This window comes from Bifidobacterium sp. FKU (assembly GCF_026016385.1).
Lineage (GTDB): Bacteria > Actinomycetota > Actinomycetes > Actinomycetales > Bifidobacteriaceae > Bifidobacterium > Bifidobacterium infantis.
The window spans coordinates 883,797-906,833 of sequence record NZ_CP092888.1; the positions used below are offsets into that span (position 1 = coordinate 883,797).

General features: G+C 62.5%; 13 protein-coding genes and 1 pseudogene. 11 read left to right on the plus strand and 3 right to left on the minus strand.

The features are described 5' to 3' along the window. The first annotated feature begins 97 nt into the window (after window positions 1–97). From MMB48_RS03955 to MMB48_RS03970, 4 genes are all read left to right on the plus strand, one after another. Window positions 98–3,712 carry a tetratricopeptide repeat protein gene (locus MMB48_RS03955; RefSeq protein WP_032745359.1) on the plus strand — a complete coding sequence of 1,205 codons (3,615 nt, stop codon included), beginning with the start codon at window positions 98–100 and terminating at the stop codon, window positions 3,710–3,712. Between the two features lie 64 nt (window positions 3,713–3,776). Next, window positions 3,777–6,542, plus strand: a complete 2,766-nt coding sequence (gene ligA / locus MMB48_RS03960) for an NAD-dependent DNA ligase LigA (protein WP_032745358.1) — start codon at window positions 3,777–3,779, stop codon at window positions 6,540–6,542. Window positions 6,543–6,730: 188 nt separating this feature from the next. Beyond that, entirely contained in the window at window positions 6,731–7,849 is a 1,119-nt protein-coding gene (locus tag MMB48_RS03965; protein ID WP_032745356.1) for an Mrp/NBP35 family ATP-binding protein, read from the plus strand. A 118-nt stretch (window positions 7,850–7,967) separates the two neighbouring features. Next, a complete protein-coding gene (locus tag MMB48_RS03970) occupies window positions 7,968–9,923 on the plus strand; it encodes a beta-N-acetylhexosaminidase (protein ID WP_032745354.1) in 1,956 nt (651 codons plus the stop codon). Window positions 9,924–9,961: 38 nt separating this feature from the next. On the opposite strand, the pseudogene MMB48_RS03975 reads toward MMB48_RS03970, so the two are convergent. Then, window positions 9,962–10,748, minus strand: a pseudogene (locus MMB48_RS03975) (ABC transporter permease). Next, window positions 10,745–11,512, minus strand: a complete 768-nt coding sequence (locus tag MMB48_RS03980) for an ATP-binding cassette domain-containing protein (RefSeq protein WP_032745353.1) — start codon at window positions 11,510–11,512, stop codon at window positions 10,745–10,747. The pseudogene MMB48_RS03975 and the gene MMB48_RS03980 overlap by 4 nt, the downstream one beginning before the upstream one ends. Before the next feature lie 125 nt (window positions 11,513–11,637). Between MMB48_RS03980 and efp the strand changes: the two genes are divergently transcribed. From efp to gmk, 6 genes are all read left to right on the plus strand, one after another. Next, window positions 11,638–12,204, plus strand: a complete 567-nt coding sequence (gene efp / locus MMB48_RS03985; protein ID WP_007056944.1) for an elongation factor P — start codon at window positions 11,638–11,640, stop codon at window positions 12,202–12,204. 54 nt (window positions 12,205–12,258) lie between these two features. Beyond that, window positions 12,259–12,822 (plus strand): transcription antitermination factor NusB, encoded by a 564-nt coding sequence (gene nusB, locus MMB48_RS03990; RefSeq protein ID WP_032745351.1) that lies wholly within the window; start codon window positions 12,259–12,261, stop codon window positions 12,820–12,822. A gap of 189 nt (window positions 12,823–13,011) precedes the next feature. After that, window positions 13,012–14,235 (plus strand): glutamine-hydrolyzing carbamoyl-phosphate synthase small subunit, encoded by a 1,224-nt coding sequence (gene carA / locus MMB48_RS03995; protein WP_032745350.1) that lies wholly within the window; start codon window positions 13,012–13,014, stop codon window positions 14,233–14,235. Window position 14,236: 1 nt separating this feature from the next. Further along, a complete protein-coding gene (gene carB, locus MMB48_RS04000; RefSeq protein ID WP_032745348.1) occupies window positions 14,237–17,620 on the plus strand; it encodes a carbamoyl-phosphate synthase large subunit in 3,384 nt (1,127 codons plus the stop codon). Continuing rightward, window positions 17,620–18,540: an orotidine-5'-phosphate decarboxylase gene (gene pyrF, locus MMB48_RS04005; RefSeq protein WP_032745346.1), complete on the plus strand. Its 921-nt coding sequence runs from the start codon at window positions 17,620–17,622 to the stop codon at window positions 18,538–18,540. Before carB ends, pyrF begins: the two co-directional genes overlap by 1 nt. A 179-nt stretch (window positions 18,541–18,719) precedes the next feature. Next, the gene (gmk, locus tag MMB48_RS04010; RefSeq protein ID WP_032745345.1) at window positions 18,720–19,310 is read left to right on the plus strand and encodes a guanylate kinase; all 591 of its coding nucleotides are present in this window, start codon (window positions 18,720–18,722) and stop codon (window positions 19,308–19,310) included. Window positions 19,311–19,927: 617 nt separating this feature from the next. On the opposite strand, the gene MMB48_RS04015 is transcribed toward gmk, so the two are convergent. Then, window positions 19,928–20,635 (minus strand): PolC-type DNA polymerase III, encoded by a 708-nt coding sequence (locus tag MMB48_RS04015; RefSeq protein ID WP_032745343.1) that lies wholly within the window; start codon window positions 20,633–20,635, stop codon window positions 19,928–19,930. Between the two features lie 146 nt (window positions 20,636–20,781). On the opposite strand from MMB48_RS04015, the gene MMB48_RS04020 reads away from it, so the two are divergent. Continuing rightward, complete coding sequence (locus MMB48_RS04020; RefSeq protein ID WP_032745341.1) at window positions 20,782–23,037, plus strand: elongation factor G; 2,256 nt, start codon at window positions 20,782–20,784, stop codon at window positions 23,035–23,037.

The following is a 23,037-nucleotide window of genomic DNA, read 5'->3' on the forward strand; positions in this document are numbered from 1 at the left end:
TGGACGGTCTGCGCGAGTGTGGTCTATGGAATGCACGCATTTATTCTATAGGCTTTATTCGGGCTTGATGTCGGGCAAACAAGAGACAATGTGAATCATGCCAAAACGTACATCGGACCATGGGAAGCACAACCGCGCGCCACTGCTGGGCGGGCTGAAGGATTCGATGAACGCGCTCGCGGCCGATCTGGGACTGTCCAAGCCGAAGAAGCACGATACGAATCCGTTCGGCGATGCCTTGCAGGAGACCAGTGAGCGTAAAGGCGGCATTATCGACGAACTGACTCGCCATGCAGTGGCGCTGAGTCCTGTAATCAAGCGACGCACCTTCCCTGAATTGGAGAACGTGCCGGAAGGGCTGGTGCTTGGATGGGCGCAGCTGCCCTCCACCAGAGGCCGTGGCTTTTCGCTTGGCATTTTCCCCGACCGCGATCATTTTGCGCAGGTGGCGTTCGCCGATACGCATGGCCGCGTATTCGTGGGCGCCGACCCCAACATGGACGTGCAGGATATGCAGGCGCGATTCATGTTCGGCAAGGAAAAAGAAGTGACTTTGCCGGACGGTGAGCGGCTGGGCGAAAGCGACGAGCCGCGTTCGCGTTCCGGTTTCTCCCGTGCAGGCTGTGGCCTGGGAAATGCGCTGCATCATGGGCGTGGTTTGGGGCGCGGCCTTGGTCATGGTGCTGACGGTGTGAAGGCCATTACCGGTGGCGTGGTGGGACGTGACGACACCGGACGCATGACATGGCTCGCCTCATGGCTCAAGGCCGGCAACCGGTACACGCTTGAGCAGATGCGTGCCAATCTGCCGCCTGCGATGCGTCATGATTTGGAATACCGCGATGCCATTACCATCGCGTTCTTCGCCACGTATATGTTGCCGCAGATCAATGGTCTGCTCATCGGATTCGGTTCCGGCAATATCTTCCGCCGTCTCAACCGCGAGGCGCCGATCGGTGCGATTCGCCGTTCGGTGCGTGACACCTTGGCGGCACGTGCCCACGGCATGCGGGCCTCCGGTCTGGAGGATCATTTCGCCGATCTGATGCGCGAAGCCGGCGCTCTCGACACCACGCCGGGGCTGGAAGCGGTGCATGGCGCCGAACCATTGCACCTGTACACCTCGACGTATTCGAGCGGCTATTTCTTTGCGTGGGATAAGTCCTTGGCATTCGGGCAGGCGCTGAAATCCCTGAAGATCGAAGGCAACCTCAACCGATTCGCTGCGGTGAGCGCTTGGCTGGAGCGCAACGCTTCCTTGGGACGCAACCCTACGGAAGATACGGTGACCCGTGCCGAGGCCGCGCAAATCGACATGAAACTCATCGAAAACCCTGCGATTATGGCGCTTGACCCGTATGATGGCGAGCAGGAGCGTCGGGCCGTGCTGAGCCTGGTCGATATCGCCGCCCGCACGGCTGGGCAGATTCGCAGTGAATTCCCCGATCCTCGAGATGTGCTGACCCAGCAGAACGTGCCGGATTCGGGTGTGACGAATGCTGCGGGCGCTGGAAGTACTGAGGGCGCTGTAGAGCGGGCTGATAGGAACGACACCGACACTCAAGCCGCTCGGCCTTCGTATTCGCCGGCGAGGAGCGACGAATGGGTGTATCGTCAGACCCTCTCTTCACTGTTGCGCCGGTTACGGTTGCCGTATCGGTTTGATGTGGAGTTCCGGTCGTGCTTGGATTCGGGTGAAGTGGCCATTGGCTTCACCACCGCCGGCACCTCGATGATGCCCGATAGCCGGTATGACACCACTCGACGTACGTGGCGTGCGCTGAGCAGCGCCGAACGCGCGTCGATGAGCGCCGCCTACAACCTGCGTGTCGGCCTGATGATGGCCGCGCTAAGTTTCGGCACCAGCGAATCCGTACGCCAGGTGTCGTTGCACATCGATTCCATTGGTCTTGAAGAGGCGATTGCCGAACAGGATTCCGCCATCGAGGCGATGATGAGCGAGGCTTTAAGTGCTTTTGAACATCTGCGCAGTGGCGATTTGGGGCGTGTGGGTTCCAAAGCCGACCCCAAAGATGGTGATTTCCATGGCGACCCGACCCGCCCCATCACCCATGAGGAGACGTTCGGGCAGATGGCGTCCGGTGACGAACGCGGCACGACCGGGGGAACCGGCAACGGTACCGGACCGTCTGCGGATGCTACGGATCAGGCCGCGGTCGAATCCGCTGACGCCGATGGCGCCGCGTCCATCGATTCGCAGTTCGAAGATCTGATGAAGGGCGTCGATATCGACGAAATGGCGTTCGGTATGCCGGACGATACCGGCGCAGGCGACGACCTGGGCGGTATCGGCGGCGAGGGCGTCGGCACTGACGGTGCTGATGGGGCCGCCGGCGTGGACGATGATCCGATGAGCGTGCTGCGCCGCAATCCCACCGTGCGTAATATGGTCACCGTCACCTTCACCCGTGATGCCTTCCTCAAGCGACTGGACACCGCTGGGCTCGACAATCCCGAGGAAACCTACCGCATGTTCGGTGCCGTGATGGACGTGGACGGCGAAGGTGGTCTGAAACCCATCAGCGCCGACTTCGACTTGGCGGACAGCCGGTTCTCTCCCACCGGATCCCAGGAGGAGCCCGAACTGGCCGACCGTCAATTCAGCCCGGCGACCGCTCACGTGCTGGGCGCACAGAATAGTGCCGGACTGGCTATCCAGCGAGTGGGCCTACTGCAGCATGGCGTCAACGAATTCCACGATATCGCCAGGAACACGTCGCTCGGCTCCGTGGAAAAGGCCCAGCGAGCCATGCAGGTCATCGAATCGATATGCGATCCCGAACTGACCGGCTTGGCCTCACAGGTCACCAGTGCGTTGATCGATGGCAAGGACACACCGGACTTCACGTTCACGCTTGCTGACGATCTTGACAAGGAGCGTCTGCGCGCCCGAGACATGCTGTTCTCGGGCCAAGCCGATCAGGCCATCGAAGCGGCCGAAGCGACCGTGTCCCATCTGGATCAGGTGTATGCGGCCGGCCATGGCGTACCTCGATACTTCAACTCCTATGCCGAGCGCGTGGTCTACAACCGACTGTTCGCCACATTGGACGAGCGTACGGTGCTCATCCCGGACAATCTGTTCTACGCACACATGGAGCTGGCTGACGTGTTGAGCCAGATCAAGGGTGCCGAGGCGGCCATCCCGCACCTCAACCGTATGGTGGCGTACGCGCCCGCCTACCCGCTCTCACATCTGAAGCTCGCCATCCAACTGGCCCGCAATGAGGATTGGGATTCGGCACGCGCCGCCTGCCTGAATGCTCTGCGCGTAGCCTTGGACCGCGACGATGCCGCGTTCGCCTACTACCGGTTCGCGTACGCCGAATGGATGCTTGACCGGTTCGACACAGCCGCCGCAGCCTACATTATGAGCGAACACATCGCTCCCGGGGCCATTGGTTCGCTGGAAAGCGAACTGCAGGAACTGGTTTCCCGTGCGGACTCGCAGTGCATGCCGGTGCCTGAATCGGTGGAGACGGCCGCCCATGTGCTTGCCATGCATGGTCTGCCGGTCTGGCCGCATATCGAAGTGGCTGACATCGTGCGTGACGCCGCCCGCGTGTGCGTGGATGAAGGCATGTTCGTGCCGGCCCGCACGCTCTCGGTGGCCGTGGCCCGCATGAATGACGGTGAAGGCGACAACATCGACATCATCCAAGCCCAGTTCCTGCGCTCGCTATCCGCGTAGCCGCCTGAGGGGAGTTGACGGTATAGCCGGCCGAGGGGAGCCGAGCCCGCTAGGATAGACAACCATGAGCACGAACGAACAACTGGCATGGGATTTCGACGATGAGGATGTGGCCGAGGTCCGGCCTGATACCGGTATTGCACGTTTTGCCCCTGGCTCCGAACAATGGATAGCCGCACTGCAGCCCACTGACGACGACGCGATACGCCTCGACCGTTTCGACGTGAACACGATGACCGCTGAGGCCGCCGCCCGCCTGTGGGCTCGCGTGGCCGCATGGGTGGAATCCGATCAGATCGCCTACTACATCGACGACTCACCCGTCAGCTCCGACGCCGCCTACGACGCGCGCATGCGTTGCCTCGAACGACTCGAAGCGGCGTTCCCCTCATTGGACAATCCACAGTCGCCCACCCATCGCGTCGGCGGCTCCTTCTCCAACGACTTCGCCTCCGTGCGCCACCCCAGCCGCATGATGAGCCTTGATGACGTCTTCTCCATCGAAGAGCTCAAGGATTGGTACGATTCGGTGATTCGCGACCTCGATTGGCCCGAATCCAAGCCCCTGCCCATGAGCTGCGAGGTCAAAATCGACGGCCTCGCCCTGAACCTCATCTATCGCAACGGCGTGCTTGAACAGGGCCTGACGCGCGGCGACGGCGTTACCGGCGAAGACATCACCCTGAATGTGCGAACCATCGGCTCCATTCCCGCCAACCTCGGCGGCCCCAAGGAAGACGTTCCGGACTTCGTGGAAATCCGAGGCGAAGTGTTCATGCGCTGGGATGACTTCCACACCCTGAACAACGAGCAGGAGGACGCCGGACGAGCGCCCTTTGCCAACCCTCGCAACGCCGCCGCCGGCTCGCTGCGTCAAAAAGACCCTCGCATCACCGCCACCCGTCGCCTGAGCTTCTATGCGCATGGTCTGGGGCAGCTCACCTGGGGGGCGGACCATCCGCGTGGCACCCATGATGTGGTCGCCGACCAGTCGCAGGCCTACGATCTATACACCAGGTGGGGCGTGCCGGTCTCCCCGCATAATCGTGCGGTGACCTCATTCCAGGAGATCTTGGACATGATCGAGTACTACGGCGAGCATCGCGGCGACATCGAGCACGCGCTCGACGGCATTGTCGTCAAGGTCGATGACCTGGGCCTGCAGCGCGCCCTCGGTGCCACCTCGCGCGCGCCGCGCTGGGCCATCGCCTACAAATACCCGCCCGAAGAGGTCAACACCGAACTGCTCAACATCACCGTGCAGGTGGGGCGTACCGGCCGTGTGACGCCGGTCGCCGTGCTCAAACCTGTCTACGTGGCCGGCTCCACCGTGGCTCGTACCACGCTGCACAACGGATTTGAAGTCAAACGCAAGGGCATCCTGATCGGAGACACCGTGGTGGTGCGCAAGGCCGGCGATGTGATTCCCGAACTGGTCGGCCCGGTGCTTGAACGGCGCAAAGGGCGTGAGGACCAGCTGCGCGAATTCGTCATGCCCGAGTTCTGCCCTTCATGCGGCGCAAAACTGTCACCCGCCAAGGAGGGTGACAAGGATATTCGCTGCCCGAATGTGGAAAGCTGCCCGGCCCAGTTGACCGAGCGCGTGATTTCGCTGGCCTCACGCAAGGCGTTCGACATCGAGCACTTGGGCGAACAATCGGCCATCGCTCTGACCAACCCGGAGGAGAACCGGCCTGATTCGGTGGCGACCTACGCGCCGAACATCACCGAGGTGCTGGTCGCCCCCGGCGAAGAGCCTGACCCGTATGAGCCGGTGGAAGGGCTGGAATTGCCGGCCGCGCAGAAGCCGGTGTTGTCCAACGAATCCGGGTTGTTCGACCTGACCGCCGCCGATCTGCGCGACGTGCGTGTGTGGCGTGAGGCCGCAATCGTCGAGGTGCATGAGACGGTCGGTGCGAACGGTAAGAAGAAAAAGGTGCGTAAGCGTGTCGGTGGCTCTGGCCTGTGGCATCAGGTGCCCGCCTTCTGGACCGCGCCCACGCCGGCCAAGAAGCTCACGGCCAAGCAGTTGGCCGAACGCGCGCAAAGGGAAGCCGCAATCGAATCTGCCGAAACACAGGGAGGTGCCGCCAGCGAGACAACCGACGCACCTACCGGGGCTGAGGCTCCACTTGGTACCATGCCGGGCTTTGCCGCAGCCTCCTATCCCGAGTATGACGTGCCGGCCGACGCGGTCATCGTGCGCGTGGATCACAAGACCACGCGCACTGGCGTCACGGATGTACCGGTGATCATTCGGCCCGGCGAAAACACGCGCAAGATGTTCGACGAAATGGACAAGGCCCGTCACGCCGACCTGTGGCGTGTGCTGGTCGCGTTGTCGATTCGCCGGCTCGGTCCGCCTACCGCACGCCTGATTGCCTCGGCGATGGGCTCGCTGGCAGCCATCGAAAACGCCACGATTGAAGATCTGACGGCCATCGACGGGGTGGGCCCGGAAATCGCCGAATCGGTGGTGAACTGGTTCGCCGCCACCCGCGAACCCGGCGACTGGCGCGGTGCGACTTTGCGTGCTTGGCAGGCCGCCGGCGTGGGCGTCGACGAGGCCGAGACCAGTTCGTTGCCGCAGACGCTGGCCGGCAAAACCGTGGTGGTCACCGGTTCGTTGGAAGGCTATTCGCGCGACTCCGCCAAAGAGGCGATTATCGAGCGCGGCGGCAAGGCGGCCGGTTCGGTGAGCAAGAAGACCGATTACGTGGTGATTGGCGCAAACGCCGGCTCCAAGGCCATCAAGGCCGAGGAACTCGGCATCCCCATGCTGGGCGAAACCCAATTCGCCCAGCTCCTAGAAACCGGTAGCATCGACTGACTTGGCTCCCCTCTCTGAGGGGAGCTGTCGCCTTGTGCGACTGAGGGAAGTAGTCGCCCGCAAAACGGATGCGGGAATGGGAGAGGTACATCCGCAGCGCGTGCGCAGTGTGACTTACTCCACTCCCTCTGGCATGCCGCCGCATCACACGCTAGGGTAGAACAGGCCCTAAAGGAGGATACGGATTTATGAGCGACGCACGTCAGATCGAAGCCGACATCTACGAACGCCTGAGCAAGGTCATCGACCCCGAGCTCGGTCGTTCGGTCACCGACCTCGGCATGATCGCCGCCATCGAAGCCGCGCCCGCATCGTCGGACGCCGGCACTTACGACGTCACCGTGCACGTTGAGCTGACGGTTCCCGGATGCCCACTGAGCGAGACCATCACCAACCAGATCAATGGCGCGGTCAGCTCCTATCCGGGCGCACAGCTGCTGCCTCATATCGAAGTCGGTTCGATGAGCCGTGACAAGCTGGCCGATCTGGTCGCCAACCTCAAGGCCGAACGCAAGCGGAACCCCTTCAGCAAACCGGGTGTCAAGACCCGCATCTTCGCCATCGCCTCCGGTAAGGGCGGCGTCGGCAAGTCCTCGGTTACCGCGAACCTGGCCGCCACGTTTGCGGCCCTCGGTTTCGACACGGCCGCCATCGACGCGGACATTTACGGCTTCTCACTGCCGCGCCTGTTCGGCGTGCATACACAGCCCACCAATCTGAATGGCATGCTCATGCCGGTCACCGCGTGGGGCGTGAAACTGATCTCCATCGGCATGTTCGCCGGTGCTGACCGGGCGATTCTGTGGCGTGGGCCGCGACTGCAGCGCTCCTTGGAACAGTTCCTGTCTGACGTATGGTGGGGCGAGCCGGACGTCCTCTTGCTCGACTTGGCTCCCGGCACCGGCGACATGGCGATTTCCGTGGCCCAGGCGCTGCCCAACGCCGAACTCGTGGTGGTCACCACCCCGCAGCCCTCCGCCTCCGACATCGCCGTGCGCTCCGGACTCGTGGCCCTGCAGGTGCCGATGAAGGTGCGTGGCGTGGTGGAGAACATGAGCTACTACGAGCACAAGGGCGAGAAGCTGGAGATTTTCGGTGCCGGCGGCGGTCAGCGCGTGTCTGAACAGTTAAGCGCGGCGCTTGGCTATGACGTGCCGCTGATGGCCCAACTGCCGCTGGATCCCGAAGTGCGCGAGATCGGCGAGGCGGGTCGTCCCGCGGTGCTGGATGTCGATGGCGCCTTGCGCACGGATGGCGTCGGTCAGGTCTTTCGGGGACTGGCCGAGCGTCTGCTGGAGCGGTGCTAAGGGGTGATGGTCCAGGAGCGGTGCCAATCGGCCAATAGAGAACGGTTCTCTTCGCGCCTATTCGCCGGTGTCGTACAATATCCTCTTGCGTGACAAAAACCACATGAAAGGAGTAGCTGTGCCCACTTCCGAACATAAGGCCGACGACGCAACGCGGCGTCTTACCCTGATTCCCGCTCCGGTGACATTGGAGTACACCCATGGCACGGCTTTGATCGGTCCTCTGGTGACGATCGAGGATGCCGATCAGTCTTGGGAGACGTTGCCGATCGAGCAGCTGTCCGATGAACTTCGGCACCGCTACGGCGTCACCGTCCTGAGGCGCCGCACACACGGCACCGTCATATCCCTGGGCCTGGATTCACAGCTGGCCCATGACGAATACACGTTGGATGTGTCCGAATCGGAGGGCATCCGTGTGCGTGGTGGCAGCGAAAGCGGACTGCGATACGGTCTGCAGACGCTGCGGCAGATCATCGGGCAGACCTCGCGTGCCATCCCCTGCCTGCATATCCAGGACAAGCCCGCATTCCCGGTGCGCGCCTACAGTCTCGACGTGACACGCGGACGAGTGCCGACGATGGAGTTCCTCACCTGGTTCGTCGACCAGCTGGCCTTATATAAATACAATCAGTTCCAGCTGTATGTCGAGCATGCCTTCGCGTTCGTCGAGCTCAGCGAGGCGTGGCGTGGCACCGATCCGCTCACGGCCGCCGACATCACGTATCTGGACGAGTACTGCGCGCGTCGCGGCATCGAGTTGGTGCCGTCGTTGGCCACGTTCGGGCACATGTACATGAATCTGCGCACCCGTGAGCATCGCGGGCTGGGTGAGTTCCCCGAAGACGCCGACCGCCCGTTCAGCTTCATCGAACGCATGGAACATCACACGCTGAACGCCGCCGATCCCAAGGCCCATGATTTCGCCTCGCGCCTGATTGAGGAATACGCGCCGCTGTTCCGTTCGAAGTCCTTCAATATCGGCGGCGATGAGACGTTCGACTTGGGACGTGGCAGGTCCGCGCAGGACGCGCCGGGAGCCGGCCGCGATGAACTGTATGCCGGTTTCGTCAGGGATCTGTGCGAAACGCTTGCCCGCCATGGTCGGCAGCCGATGTTGTGGGCGGACATCGCGCTCGAAAGCCCGCGCACGATGGATCTGCTGCCCGGCGACATCACGATGCTCAACTGGATGTACGAGCCGCAGATCGACGAGAGCAAGATCCAGACCATCGCCGCGCAGGGCCGTCGACAGTTCGTGTGCCCCGCGGTGCGGGCTTGGAGCCGGTTCTTCCCCGATTATGCGGGTGCCTGGCTGAACACGTATCACATGGCGTTGGCGGGGACCAAGTACGATGCGGAAGGCATGGTGGTCACCGATTGGGGTGATTATGGCCATGTCAACGATCCGCGTCTGAGCGTGCCGGGCCTGTGCTATGGCGCTCAGAACGCTTGGAATCCGATCGAGATCGATGCGCATGAGATGAACCGTCGGATCTCCGCTCTGGTGTATGGCGACGAATCCGGTCGCATCATGGATTGCCTCGCCCGCATCGACTCCGATGGGGTGTCGTTCCCCTGGGACCTTGCCGTGCAGGTGCTGGAGCTGGAATACGGTTCCGGCACCGGCGCGCTGAACATGGATGTGGCGGCGTGCATGGAACGTTCAAGCGGCGGAAGGCTCACGCTGGACCGCACGTTGGGATGCGATGACGCGCGCCGGCGGATGCTCCAGTGGAACCGCGAGCGTATCGAACGGCGTCGGGATTGCGATCAGGTGCTGCTTGACTGCGGCGACGCGTTCGCCGGTCTGGACAGGGGAGGCCTGACCGCGGAGTTCCTGTCGGTGATGCTGGACGGGCAGCGACTGTTCAACGAACTTGGCGAGGAACTGCTGGCGTTGGCCGACGGCAAGGACGTCGGCAGCGGGGCGAATCGTCTCGCCGCCGATCTGGAGTTGTGGTTCGAGCGGTATCGCGCACAGTGGCTGTCGGTCGGACGGCATGCCGAGCTCGCACGTATCGCCCACGTGGTGTGGTCTTTCGCGGACATTCTGCGTAGGGGCGCTCTGTAAGGAGCATGACCGAAGGCGGGGTCCATGCCCCGCCTTCGCTATCGCGCGTACTGGTCCTCGGTGGTGAAGCAGGTGCGATAGACCATGGCCATGATCAGACCGTCGGCCAGCAAGGTCAGCGCGGCGATGGCGCCGAAGACCACGAACTGGTATTTGGCGGCGTTCAGCGGATCTCCGCCGGCGATTACCTGGCCCGCCATCATGCCCGGGATGGTCACGATGCCGCTGGAGGCCAGCGAAGCGGTGGTGGGCAGCAGTCCCAGCCGAATCGACGAGATGACGGATGGGCGGGCGGACTCCCATGCCGTCGCCCCCAAGGCCAGCATCATATCCACCTCGTCGCGGCGTTCCTCCATGCTTTCATAGAATCGGCTCAGCCCGACAGCGAGCGCGGAAACGGTGTTGCCCAGCAGCATGCCGGTCAGGGGCACCACCAGCTGGGGCGCATACCATGGGTGTGGGCGCACGATGAGTTCGGTGACCAACGCCAGCATGAGCAGCATCGTGATGACCAGGCTCAGGAAGATCGGTCCGGCAAGACCTTTGGGGATGCCGCGCGCGGGATATCACGATCTGCACCGCCGCGACCAGCATGACCGTCATCAGAGCGAACACCATCCACACGCTGTTCGAACGAATCACATAGCTGATGATGAATCCCATGGCGCACAGCTGCACGAGGGCGCGGCATGCCGACCACATCAGGGTCCTGCCGATGCCCATATGCATGAGTTCGCTGATGATGGCCGCCACGGCCACCATGCCCAGCGCGATGAGCAGACCCCAGATATCGATGTTGTAGGAATTGCCCAGATCGCCGCTCATGACTGCGTCTCCTCATTCTCATCGGCGCCGGCAGGCACCGCGTTCGCGTCCTGCGCCGCCGAATCCGTCATCTCGCGTTCGGTCAGCCGCCCCTTGTCCAGCATCAGCGTGCGGGTGGCCCGTCCGTCCGGCGGACGGTGGCGGATGCGGATGATCGCCATGCCGCGTGTGGCGGCATCCGCCATGATCGTAGCCACCTTGGCCGCGTTGTCGTCGTCGAGACCGGCGTCCACCTCATCGGCCAGCAGCACCTTCGAATCGGTGAGCAGTGTGCGGGCCAGGGCCACGCGGGCTGCCTGGCCGCCGGACAGGTCGTGCGGGGCGCGCTCCAGATCGATGTCCTCGCACCCCATCGCGTCCAACGTCGTGCGGATGCGCTCGTCGGGCAGCAGCTGCTCGGCCTTGCCGCCCTTGCCGCGAATCGCGAGCGTCCAGGGCAGGCGGATCGCCTCGGCCACGTTCTTGCCCGTCAGAATCGGCTTCTGCGGCAGGTAGGCGACATCCCGCCGCCACTGCTGCGGCGTGAACTCGCCGCTGCCCTTGCCTTCAAGGGCGAACGTGCCGTGCGCATGCGGGTTGAGTCGGGCGCATGCGGTCAGCAGACTCGATTTGCCGGAGCCGGACGGTCCCACCAGATCGACGATCTCGCCGCGTTCCATGCTGAAGGACAGGTTGTCGAACACCGTGCGTTCGTTGTCCGCCGGCGATTGCGCGGGAACGACGCAGGACACGGATATGGCTTCGAAGAAGGATCGCATATTCATCCAGTCTAGTCGGGGTCACGTGGGAAACCCCAGCGTTCACTTCCTGTATACCCGGTGTGGCATAATAGCCAAGGCAATTTTTGGGCTTTGCCTAAGCTAGTTTGAATTTGAAATAGGTGAATAACGTGGCACAGACTACTAACGACATCAAGAACGGATCCGTCCTGAACCTGGACGGCCAGCTGTGGACCGTCATGAAGTTCCAGCACGTCAAGCCGGGCAAGGGCCCCGCCTTCGTACGCACCACCATCAAGAACGTGCTCTCAGGCAAGATCGTCGACAAGACCTTCAACGCAGGCATGAAGATGGAATTCGAGACCGTCGACAACCGCACCCTCCAGTACTCCTACGAGGACGGCGACAACTTCGTGTTCATGGACATGACCACCTACGATCAGATCATGGTTCCGAAGACCCTTCTGGGCGACAAGGCCAAGTTCCTGCTCGAAGGCACCGACTGCCTGGTCTCCTTCCACGACGGCACCCCGCTGAGCGTTGACCTGCCGGGCTCCGTGGTCCTGACCATCACCCACACCGAGCCGGGCCTGCAGGGCAACCGCTCCAACGCCGGCACCAAGCCGGCCACCGTTGAGACCGGAGCCGAGATTCAGGTCCCGCTGTTCATCAATGAGGGCGACCGCGTCAAGATCAACACCGAGGATGGTTCCTACACCGGCCGCGAGAACAACTGATCTTCGCATCCTCAACAGACGACCGACCGTATAAAGGACTAGGACAGCAGCAGTATGGCACGTTCCACCGCGCGCAAAAGGGCTCTGAACACCCTGTACGAAGCCGACGAAAAAAGCCAGGATATTCTCTCCCTGCTTGACGAACGCATCGCACATCCCGGTGCCCAGACCCCGCTTCCCGACTATGCCATTGAAATCGTCAAGGGCGTGGCTGAGCACCGTCGTCAGATCGACATGACCCTGGACGAACACTCCACGGGTTGGAAGGTCCGCCGTATGGGCGTGGTCGATCGCAACATTCTGCGTATCGCCGCTTGGGAGATTCTGTTCAACGATGATGTGCCGGACAAGGTCGCTATCGACGAGGCTCTGGCATTGGCCAAGACCCTGTGCGATGACGATTCGCCCGCTTTCATCCATGGCCTGCTGTCTGCGGTGTGCACCGCCAAGAACGCAGCACCGGCACCGGAGTCCGTGGCGGAAGAGGCCGATGAGGAATCGTCCGATTCCGATGCCGCCGCATCCGATCCGACCGATGAGGGCGATGTTTCCGATTCGTCCGGTGCATCCGACGAGCCCGCTGCCCCGTCCGCTGAGATTCAGCCGACGGTCGATTAGTCATTTGTTGTTCAGCCTCCCCATTCGGGAGGCTTTTTCATGGGCGGACACTTGTGTCGCCGTACATTCTCAAGTCGGCACCTTGCCGACAGCCCCGCCAGCGGGGTGAGACTTTGCGCCCAACGGCGTGTGAGTCTGCGCTGGCCGTTAACCTTGGTACGAATACCCGAAAAACATAAGGGGGTTTTGGTGAGCCAGAACGAGTCCGGGACCATCGCAATTCCGACGTACGACAAGGACGATGCAGTCCTCGTTTTGGAAGATGGACAGGTGTATGTGGGAGAGCCGTATGGCGCCCTCGGCGAGACGACCGGTGAGATCGTCTTCGCCACCGGCATGACCGGATACCAGGAGACGCTCACCGATCCGAGCTACGATCGCCAGATCGTTGTGCAGACGTTCCCGCACATCGGCGATACCGGCGTCAACAGCGAAGACCCTGAGTCCTCCCGCATCTGGGTTGCCGGATACATCGTGCGTGATCCCTCTCCGAACGTGAGCAACTGGCGTGCCGAAGGCAGCCTTGATGACGGCCTCGCCAAGAACGGCATCATCGGCCTGAGCCACATCGACACCCGCAAGCTGGTGCGTCACCTGCGTTCCGCAGGCGTGATGCGCGCCGGTATCTTCTCCGGCGACGCCCTGACCGACCAGGCCACCGGCGTGCTCAAGACCATCGAGCAGCTGCTCGAAGACGTCAAGAACACCCCGCAGATGCAGGGCCTGAGCCTGTACGACGAGGTGTCCACCAAGGAGACCTACACCATCGAGCCATGCGGCGAGTACGAAGGCAAGGAGCCGCTGTACACCGTGGCCGCCGTGGACCTCGGCATCAAGGGCATGACCCCGCACCGCATGGCCGAACGCGGCTGCCGCGTGCACGTGGTGCCCTCCACCGTCACCTTCGCCGAAATCGAGAACCTGAACCCGGACGGCGTCTTCTTCTCCAACGGTCCGGGCGACCCGGAACAGGCCGGGCCCGAGATCGAGCTGCTGCGCCAGGTGCTCGACGCCGGCTACCCGTTCTTCGGCATCTGCTTCGGCAACCAGCTGCTTGGCCGCGCGCTCGGCTTCGGCACCTACAAGCTCAAGTTCGGTCACCGTGGCATCAACCAGCCGGTCAAGGATCTGACCACCGGCAAGGTCGAGGTCACCGCCCACAACCACGGCTTCGCGGTCGACGCTCCGATCGGCAAGCAGGTCGACGCGCCGTTTGACAACGGCAAGTACGGCAAGGTGTTCGTCTCCCACATCGATCTGAACGACGACGTGGTCGAAGGCCTGCAGTGCGTGGACATCCCCGCATTCTCCGTGCAGTACCACCCGGAGGCCGCAGCAGGCCCGCACGATGCGGCCTACCTGTTCGACCGTTTCTGCGAACTTATGAAGAACAACTCCAAGGAAGGTAAGTGATATGCCGAAGCGCACCGACATCAAATCCGTGATGGTCATCGGCTCCGGCCCGATCGTGATCGGTCAGGCTGCGGAGTTCGATTACTCGGGCACCCAGGCATGCCGCGTCCTTCGTGAGGAAGGCATCCGCGTCATCCTCGTCAACTCCAACCCGGCCACCATCATGACCGACCCGGAGATGGCCGACGCCACCTACATCGAGCCGATCGCCACTCCGATCCTCGAGCAGATCATCGCCAAGGAACGCCCCGACGCGCTTCTGCCCACCCTGGGCGGCCAGACCGCACTCAACGCCGCCATGGCGCTGGGCGAGGCCGGCGTCCTGAAGAAGTACAACGTCGAACTGATCGGTGCCTCCCTGGAAGCCATCGACCGTGGCGAGGACCGTGAACTGTTCAAGAAGGTCGTTGACGAGGCCGGTGCCGAATCCGCCCGCTCCGACATCGCCCACAGCATCGAGGAAGTCGACAAGATCGCCGAGAAGTTCGGCTACCCGCTGGTTGTGCGCCCGAGCTTCACCATGGGCGGCCTGGGCTCCGGCATCGCCCACAACGAGGAGGAGCTGCACCGCATCGCCGGCGCCGGCATCCATTACTCGCCCACCGACGAAGTCCTGATCGAAGAGGGCATCGAGGGCTGGAAGGAATTCGAGCTCGAGCTTATGCGCGACCGCAACGACAACGTCGTGGTCGTCTGCCCGATCGAGAACGTCGACCCGGTCGGCGTGCACACCGGTGACTCCATCACCGTGGCCCCCTGCTTCACCCTGACCGACCGCGAATACCAGAAGCTGCGTGACATCGGCATCGCCATCATCCGCGGCGTGGGCGTCGACACCGGCGGCTGCAACATCCAGTTCGCCGTCCATCCGAAGACCGGCCGCATCATCGTCATCGAGATGAACCCGCGCGTCTCCCGTTCCTCCGCACTGGCCTCCAAGGCCACCGGCTTCCCGATCGCCAAGATCGCCACCAAGCTGGCCCTCGGCTACACGCTCGACGAGATTCGCAACGACATCACCCAGTCCACGCCGGCCTCATTCGAGCCGACCATCGACTATGTGGTCACCAAGGTGCCGCGCTTCGCCTTCGAGAAGTTCCCGGGCGCCGACCCCACCCTGACCACCTCCATGAAGTCCGTGGGCGAAGCCATGGCCCTGGCCGGCAACTTCCAGGAGTCCCTCGGCAAGGCCATGCGTTCCATCGACAAGCGCCACATGGGCTTCAACTGGGATGGCGAGAAGCCGTCCGCCGAGGAAGTGGCCGAACTGCTCGAGGCCATCCATACGCCGACCGAACACCGTTACCTGCAGCTCATGCGCGCCATCTGGGGCGGCGCCACGCTGGAGCAGGTGTTCGCGGCCACCAAGATCGACCCGTGGTTCCTGAAGCAGATCTTCCTCATCAACGAGACCGCCATGACGGTGCGCGAGGCCGAGACCCTGACCCCGAAGCTGCTCAAGAAGGCCAAGCTCGCCGGTCTGTCCGACGTGCAGGTGGCCCACCTGCGTGGCTTGGGCGATGAAGGCGAGAACACCATCCGCGAGCTGCGCTGGACCTACGGCCTGCGCCCGGTCTACAAGACCGTCGACACCTGCGCCGCCGAGTTCGACGCCGCCACGCCGTACTACTACAGCTGCTACGCCGACGAAACCGAGCTGCGCCCGCGCGAGCGCGAGGCCGTGATCATCCTCGGCTCCGGCCCGAACCGCATCGGCCAGGGCATCGAGTTCGACTACACGTGCGTGCACGCCGTGCAGGAGCTTGGCAAGGACTATGACACCATCATGGTCAACTGCAACCCGGAGACCGTGTCCACTGATTACGACATGTCCGACCGCCTCTACTTCGAGCCGCTCACCTTCGAAGACGTGCTCGAGATCTACGAGGCCGAGAAGAAGATGGGCCCGGTCAAGGGCGTCATCGTCCAGCTCGGCGGCCAGACCCCGCTGTCCTTGGCCGCGCGTCTGAAGGCCGCCGGCGTGCCGATTCTCGGCACCACCCCGGAATCCATCGATCTGGCCGAGAATCGTGAGCTGTTCGGCGAGGTGCTCAAGAAGGCGGAGATGAACGCCCCGCGTTACGGCACCGCCCTGAGCCTCGAAGAGGCCATGGACGCTGCCCACCGCATCGGATACCCGGTGCTCGTGCGCCCGAGCTACGTGCTTGGCGGCCGCGGCATGGAAATCGTCTACGACGACAAGCAGCTCACCAAGTACGTGGACCGCGCGCTTGCCGAGGCCAAGGCCGATACCGTGGTCTCCGGCCGCCTGCCCTCCCCGCTGCTCATCGACAAGTTCCTGCAGGACGCCATCGAAATCGACGTCGACGCCCTGTTCGACGGCGAGGAACTGTACATCGGCGGCATTATGGAGCACGTCGAGGAGGCCGGCGTCCACTCCGGTGACGCCGCCTGCACCCTGCCCCCGTCCACCCTGTCCGACGACCAGATCCGCCGCCTGCGCGAAGGCACCTACGCCATCGCCAAGGGCTGCCACGTGCAGGGCCTGATCAACGTGCAGTACGCCTTCATGGCCAACACGCTGTATGTGATCGAAGCCAACCCGCGTGCCTCCCGTACCGTGCCGTTCGCCTCCAAGGCCACCGGCGTGGCGCTGGCCAAGGCCGTCGCCCGCATCATGGCCGGCGAGACCATCGCCGACCAGCGCGCCAACGGTCTGCTGCTGCCCAAGGGCGACGGCGGCGACATCCACCCCGGCCAGCAGGTTGCGGTCAAGGAATCCGTGCTGCCGTTCAAGCGCTTCCGCACCCCGGTGGGCAAGACCGTCGACATCCTGCTCGGACCTGAGATGCGTTCCACCGGCGAGGTCATGGGCTTCGACCGTGACTTCCCGCACGCCTTCGCCAAGAGCCAGCTCGCCGCCTACGACGGTGGCCTGCCGACCCACGGCAACGTGTTCATCTCCGTGAACGACACCGACAAGCGTCAGCTGCCGCTGCTCGCCGTGCGTCTTGAGGAACTCGGATTCAAGCTCTGGGCCACCGAGGGCACCGCCTCTGTGCTCAGCCGGTACGGCATCGAGTCGAACATCGTGGATAAGATCAGCACCCGCGTGGACACCGATCCGGAGGCACCGGTCGAAGTGCATCACGCCGCCGGATCCGTGGGCAAGAACGTGGTCGATCTCATCGAGGAGGGCAAGATCGACATGATCCTCAACACGCCGAACTCGCGCGGCTCCCGGTCCGACGGGTATTCCATCCGCGCCGCCGCCATTGCCGCCGATCTGCCGCAGTTCACCACCATCACCGAGTTCCAGGCCGCACTGCTCGCTATCGAGGCCGTGAAGCATAATGATTATCAGATCATGAGCATTCAGGAGCATTCGAAGCAGTTGTTCGAATTGGAGCGACGGGAGTTCTGATGACTACACCCAGCAGTGAGGAATTGCAGGCACAACGTTCGGATTTCGGTCTGCGATTAAGCAATTCAATGGCCAAATACGGGCCGCTGTGTGTGGGCATTGACCCGCATCGCAAGCTCCTCACCGACTGGGGATACAACGTCGACGCCGAAGGTGCCGAACTCTTCTCCATGCGTATGCTGCAGGCCGCCAACGGGCGCGCCGCAGCAGTCAAATTCCAGACGCCGATGTTCGAGCGTTACGGGGCCAAGGGCTTCGAAGCGCTCGAACGCGTGCTGTACGCGGCACGCCAGATGGGCGTCATCACCATCGTGGATTGCCTGCATGGAGGCCTGTCCACCACGATTTCCGCCATAGCGGACGCCTACTTCAAGCCCGGCGCCCCGATGCTGGCCGACGCCATCACCCTGCTGCCGTACTATGGCGCGCGCTCGTTGAACGGCCTGATTACCGAAGCGTTGGAAAACGGACGCGGTGTGTTCATCGCCTCCCTGACTTCCAATCCGGAAGGCATGAGTCTGCAGACCGCGCTGCGCCAGAGCGGCGACTACAAGGGGCGCACTGTGGCCTACGGCATCGCCTCCACCGCACAGAAGCACAACGTGGATATCGAAGGCATGGGCTCGGTGGGCCTTATCATCGGCGCCACCATCGGCCAATGGACGCAGGATTCCGGCGTGGACCCCTCCAAGTTCACCGGCCCGATTCTTTCCCCTGGCTACGGCTGGCAGGGCGCCGAGGCCAAGGACCTGAAAACCGTGTTCCGCGGTACGCGCGGCAACGTGTTGGTCACCGTGTCCCGCTTCATCGCCTCGCACGGGCCGGATATCGCCGCATTGAGCCAGGCCACCGAGTCGATTGCGCTCGACGTGCGCCAGGCCCTGATGGAGGCCACCGCCGAAGGCGCGGAGAATCAGTGATCAGAACGGAATCAGATGTCGCGGCATGCGTACGTGTGTATCTCATCGCGTACGTCGCATCACGATTCATATTCTTCCCTGTTCGTCGGGGCTGTAACAGTTACCGGTCATCTCGCCGGTGAGCCGTTACTACATTGGATTCATAATCGCTGCACACCACATCATCTCCGGAGGAACCCATGACTGAAAACACCCATGCCGGCCGTCTAATCGTCCTGACTGGCCCCACCGCAGTAGGTAAAGGCACTGTGGAGGCCAAGCTGCGCGCCGACCACCCCGAAGTGTGGGTGTCCGTTTCCGCCACCACGCGCGCTCCGCGTCCCGGCGAGGTTGATGGCGTCAACTACTGGTTCCTCGCCGAAGACGAGTTCCTGGCCCGCGAAGCGGCGGGGGAGTTCCTGGAAACCGCCGTGGTGCACGGCATGGCCCACTACGGTACATTGCTGGCTCCGGTGGAGGAGCATCTGGCTGCCGGCGTGCCAACAATTCTGGAAATCGATTTGCAGGGCGCCCGCCGCGTCAAGCAGCGCGCCGCCGAACTCGACTTGGAAGTGGTGTACGTGTTCATCGCGCCGCCGAGCTTTGAAGAGCTCAAGCGCCGTCTGATCGGCCGCGGCACCGAAACCGCCGAACAGCAGGCCCGTCGCCTGGAAACCGCCAAAGTGGAGCTCGCCGCCGAAAACGAATTCGACGTCACCATCGTCAACGAAACCGTCGATCAGGCCGCCGCCGACCTCTGGTCCGTCATCGCCAAGGAATACGGGCTGTAACGTGTGCGAATAGGTTCTGTTCGTACTGAGATGTCCATGCTTGGCATGGTGGGCTCATGTGATTATGCGTGTTCAGTCCCTGCCAGTCGGCCCTCACAATAGGGGGAGAGCCTGACGGCAGGGACTGATTCATACCGATACAAAGGGGCATGCGCCCCCATTGTTGTGTCAACCGTTTGATATGCAAATGGGGGCACATGCATGTGTGCGCCATCTTCCAAAAACGTCGAATTATGCAAATGGGGGCATGAATAGGTGTCGGCGTGATGTGGTGTGGTGCGATGCTGCAGGTGCGGTGTGACATGGTGTGGGATTCCAGCGGATTTCGGGTGTTTTTTCTCTGGCGTCCCACAGAACCTGATGTACGGTGCCGTCGCCGGTTTGTGGGATTGGCAGAATTCCAATGGTTCTGTGGAATGGGGTGTGGGATGCCAGCCGTGTGCATCGTTTGACGTGCGTGGCGTCCCGCACGGTTGTGGGACGCCGGCCCCAAATTGGCCGCTAACCGTGTGGTATCCCGCATTTCTCCGATATGCGAGAGGAATCCGTCCACTATAAGGTCTCTAGCCCAGCGACTAATAGTTTTTCCTCTATGTGCGAATAATACGGGCTGTAAACTACCGCTTTACCACCAACTGCCGGTGGAGAATTTCGGTGCTGTTTCTGGCCGGCGCCTGCTTCCAACGGATCGCTTCGGATTCGTGATGCTCGGTGACATAATGCCGCATCCATTCGAAGCACTGCTGGGTTTGGATGGCATCGCTTAATGCGCGGTGTTCCTCATTGTCCGCGATGCCGAAGCGCACGATCAGGTCAGCCAGACGGTGATGCCGCTGCGCGGGGAACAGGGCGCGGCTGATCTGCATCGTGTCATAATCCGCGCAGGCAAAGCCGCAGCCGGCGATATGCCGGGTGTTGTAATCCAGGAATCGCAGATCGAAGCTGACGTTATGACCGACAATCGGCTCAACGGCGGGACTGTCAGCCGGGGTAGCGAGCCATGCGATGAATCGGGGAAGCACCTCGTCAATCGGATCGAGGTCGGCCACCATCGCATCGGTGATGCCGGTCAGCGTGGTGATCTGACGCGGAATCGGCCGCAAGGGATTCACCAGCTGCTGGAATTGATCGACGATATGCCCCTTCCGCACGCGCACGGCACCGATTTCCGTGATGGCGCAACTGTTCGGGTAAAGGCCGGTGGTCTCCAGATCCAGCGCCACATAATCGGTGGGGAAGACGGCATCGTCCATGGCGATTCGCCCGCCGGCACCATGATTGGGCTGGGATGGTTGGCCGAAAACGGTAATGCCGGAAGTGGTCACGGAGGCTCCTCATATCAGTCGGTGTTCGGTGACATATTGTACCGGCAGCCCGGTCTGACGGTACAATTTTTCCCTCCCGGATTTTCTCGGATATATTGGTTAGGCGGCCGGCAATCGCGCGGCGCATCGGGAAGGGAGCACAGCTGATGAAACAGATAGTGGCAGGCATCGTGGCGCATGTGGACGCGGGCAAGACCACGCTGTCCGAGGCGCTGCTCTACCGCACCGGTGAGATCCGCAAATTGGGGCGAGTGGATCACGGCGATGCGTTTCTGGACACCAATTCCTTGGAGAAGGCGCGAGGCATCACGATCTTCGCGCACCAAGCGTTGGTTGAACACGGCGACCTGCGACTGACCTTGCTGGATACGCCGGGGCACGTGGACTTCGCAGCCGAAACCGAACGGGTGCTGCGCGTGCTTGATTACGCGATTCTTGTGGTCTCCGGCACGGATGGCGTGCAAGGCCATACCGAGACACTGTGGCGTCTGCTGGCCAGATACGGTGTGCCGACGTTCATCTTCGTCAACAAGTGCGACGCCGCCGGATTCGCCCGCGAGGCCATTCTGGCACAGTTGCGCAAACGCCTGAGCGATGCGATATATCCGTTGCCGGCAATGGAACAGTCCACTGAGGGCAGCGCGGTATCGTTGGACGTGTTCGCCGAAGACATCGCCACCCTGGACGAGGAGGCGATGAACGACTATCTGGAACATGGCGTGCTGTCCGTGGGCAGATTGCGATCGATGATCGCCGTACGTGAGCTGTTCCCCGTATATTTCGGCTCGGCATTGAAACTCGAAGGGGTCGAGGAATTCCTGGACGGGCTGGAGACGTTCACCCGCGAACGTGAATGGCCGGCCGCCTTCGCCGCACGCGTGTTCAAGATCGCCCACGACGGCCAGCACAACCGTATGACGTGGCTGCGCGTCACCGGCGGTGCGCTCAAAGCCAAGGAGATCGTCTCCTCATCCTCGTGCGCCGCGGCGTCGACACCGTCGCCAGCGCAGGAGGATGATGGCATGGCGTGGTCCGAGAAAGTCGATCAGGTGCGCATCTACAATGGCGCCAAATTCGAGACGGTCACCGAAGTGCCGGCCTGCTCGGTATGCGCGGTGACCGGACTGACACGGACCTTCCCCGGCGAAGGGCTGGGAGCGGAACCGGACGCCGAATCGCCGTCGCTGCAACCCGTGTTGACCTACACGGTGTTGCCCGCCGGAGCTGAATCCGATACGGCCGGCACCTCGGGAGCGGCCAAACGCGGTGGCGCTGGCCATGACAGCGTGAATCGGGACGATGCCGAGCATGATGCCGCCAAGTCGGGAACCGGCCGCAATGAGGAGAACGACACTGCCGGCCAAGACGCAGAGACGGACAATAGCTCGCCGGCCCTTCCCCAGTTCGATGATCTGACCTTGCATAAGGTCATCACCGCATTGCGTGAGCTGGAAGACGAAGACCCGTTGTTGCATGTGGTGTGGGTGGAACGGCTGGCCGAGATTCATGTGCAATTGATGGGCGCGGTCCAGCTGGAAATCATCCAGCAGACCCTGCACGACCGGTTCGGTCTGGATGTGTCCTTTGGCCCCGGCTCCATCCTGTACCGTGAGACCATCACTGCGCCGGTCGAAGGCACAGGTCATTTCGAGCCGCTCCGTCATTATGCCGAAGCGCATATCCTGCTGGAACCAGGGGAGCCGGGCAGCGGAGTCACTGTGGGCTCGGCCCTGTCCGAAAATGATTTGGACCGCAATTGGCAACGGCTGATTCTGACCCACCTGACCGAGCGTGAGCATCTCGGTGTGCTCGTTGGCGCGCCGCTCACCGATATCAAGATGACTTTGGTGGCTGGCCGCGCGCATCTGAAGCATACCGAAGGCGGCGACTTCCGCCAAGCCACCTATCGTGCAATTCGTCAGGGGCTCATGGAAGCCAGAGCTGGAGTCAGTGGCCGGCCCGAGACACCGGTCGAGAGCCGGCCGGACACCACAGGGGAGGGCAACTGCCGACTGCTGGAACCGTGGTACCGGTTCCGGCTCGAAGTGCCCGCAGATATGATCGGCCGTGCCATGAGCGATATCCAGCGCATGGCCGGCACCTTCGAATCCCCGGTCACCGATGGCGAATACGCCGTGATCGAAGGCGAGGCGCCGGTGTCCGAAATGCGCGATTATGCGATGGATGTGAACCAGTACACGCACGGCCATGGCCGTTTCTCCGCCACCTTCGGCGGCTACAAGCCATGCCATGACGCCGAACAGGTCATCGCAGCCGCCGCCTACGATCCCGAAGCCGATCTGGACAACACCCCCGACTCGGTCTTCTGCGCCCACGGTGCTGGCTACCCCGTCAAATGGTACAAAGTCCCCGAATTCGCCCACGTAGACTACGTCATGTGA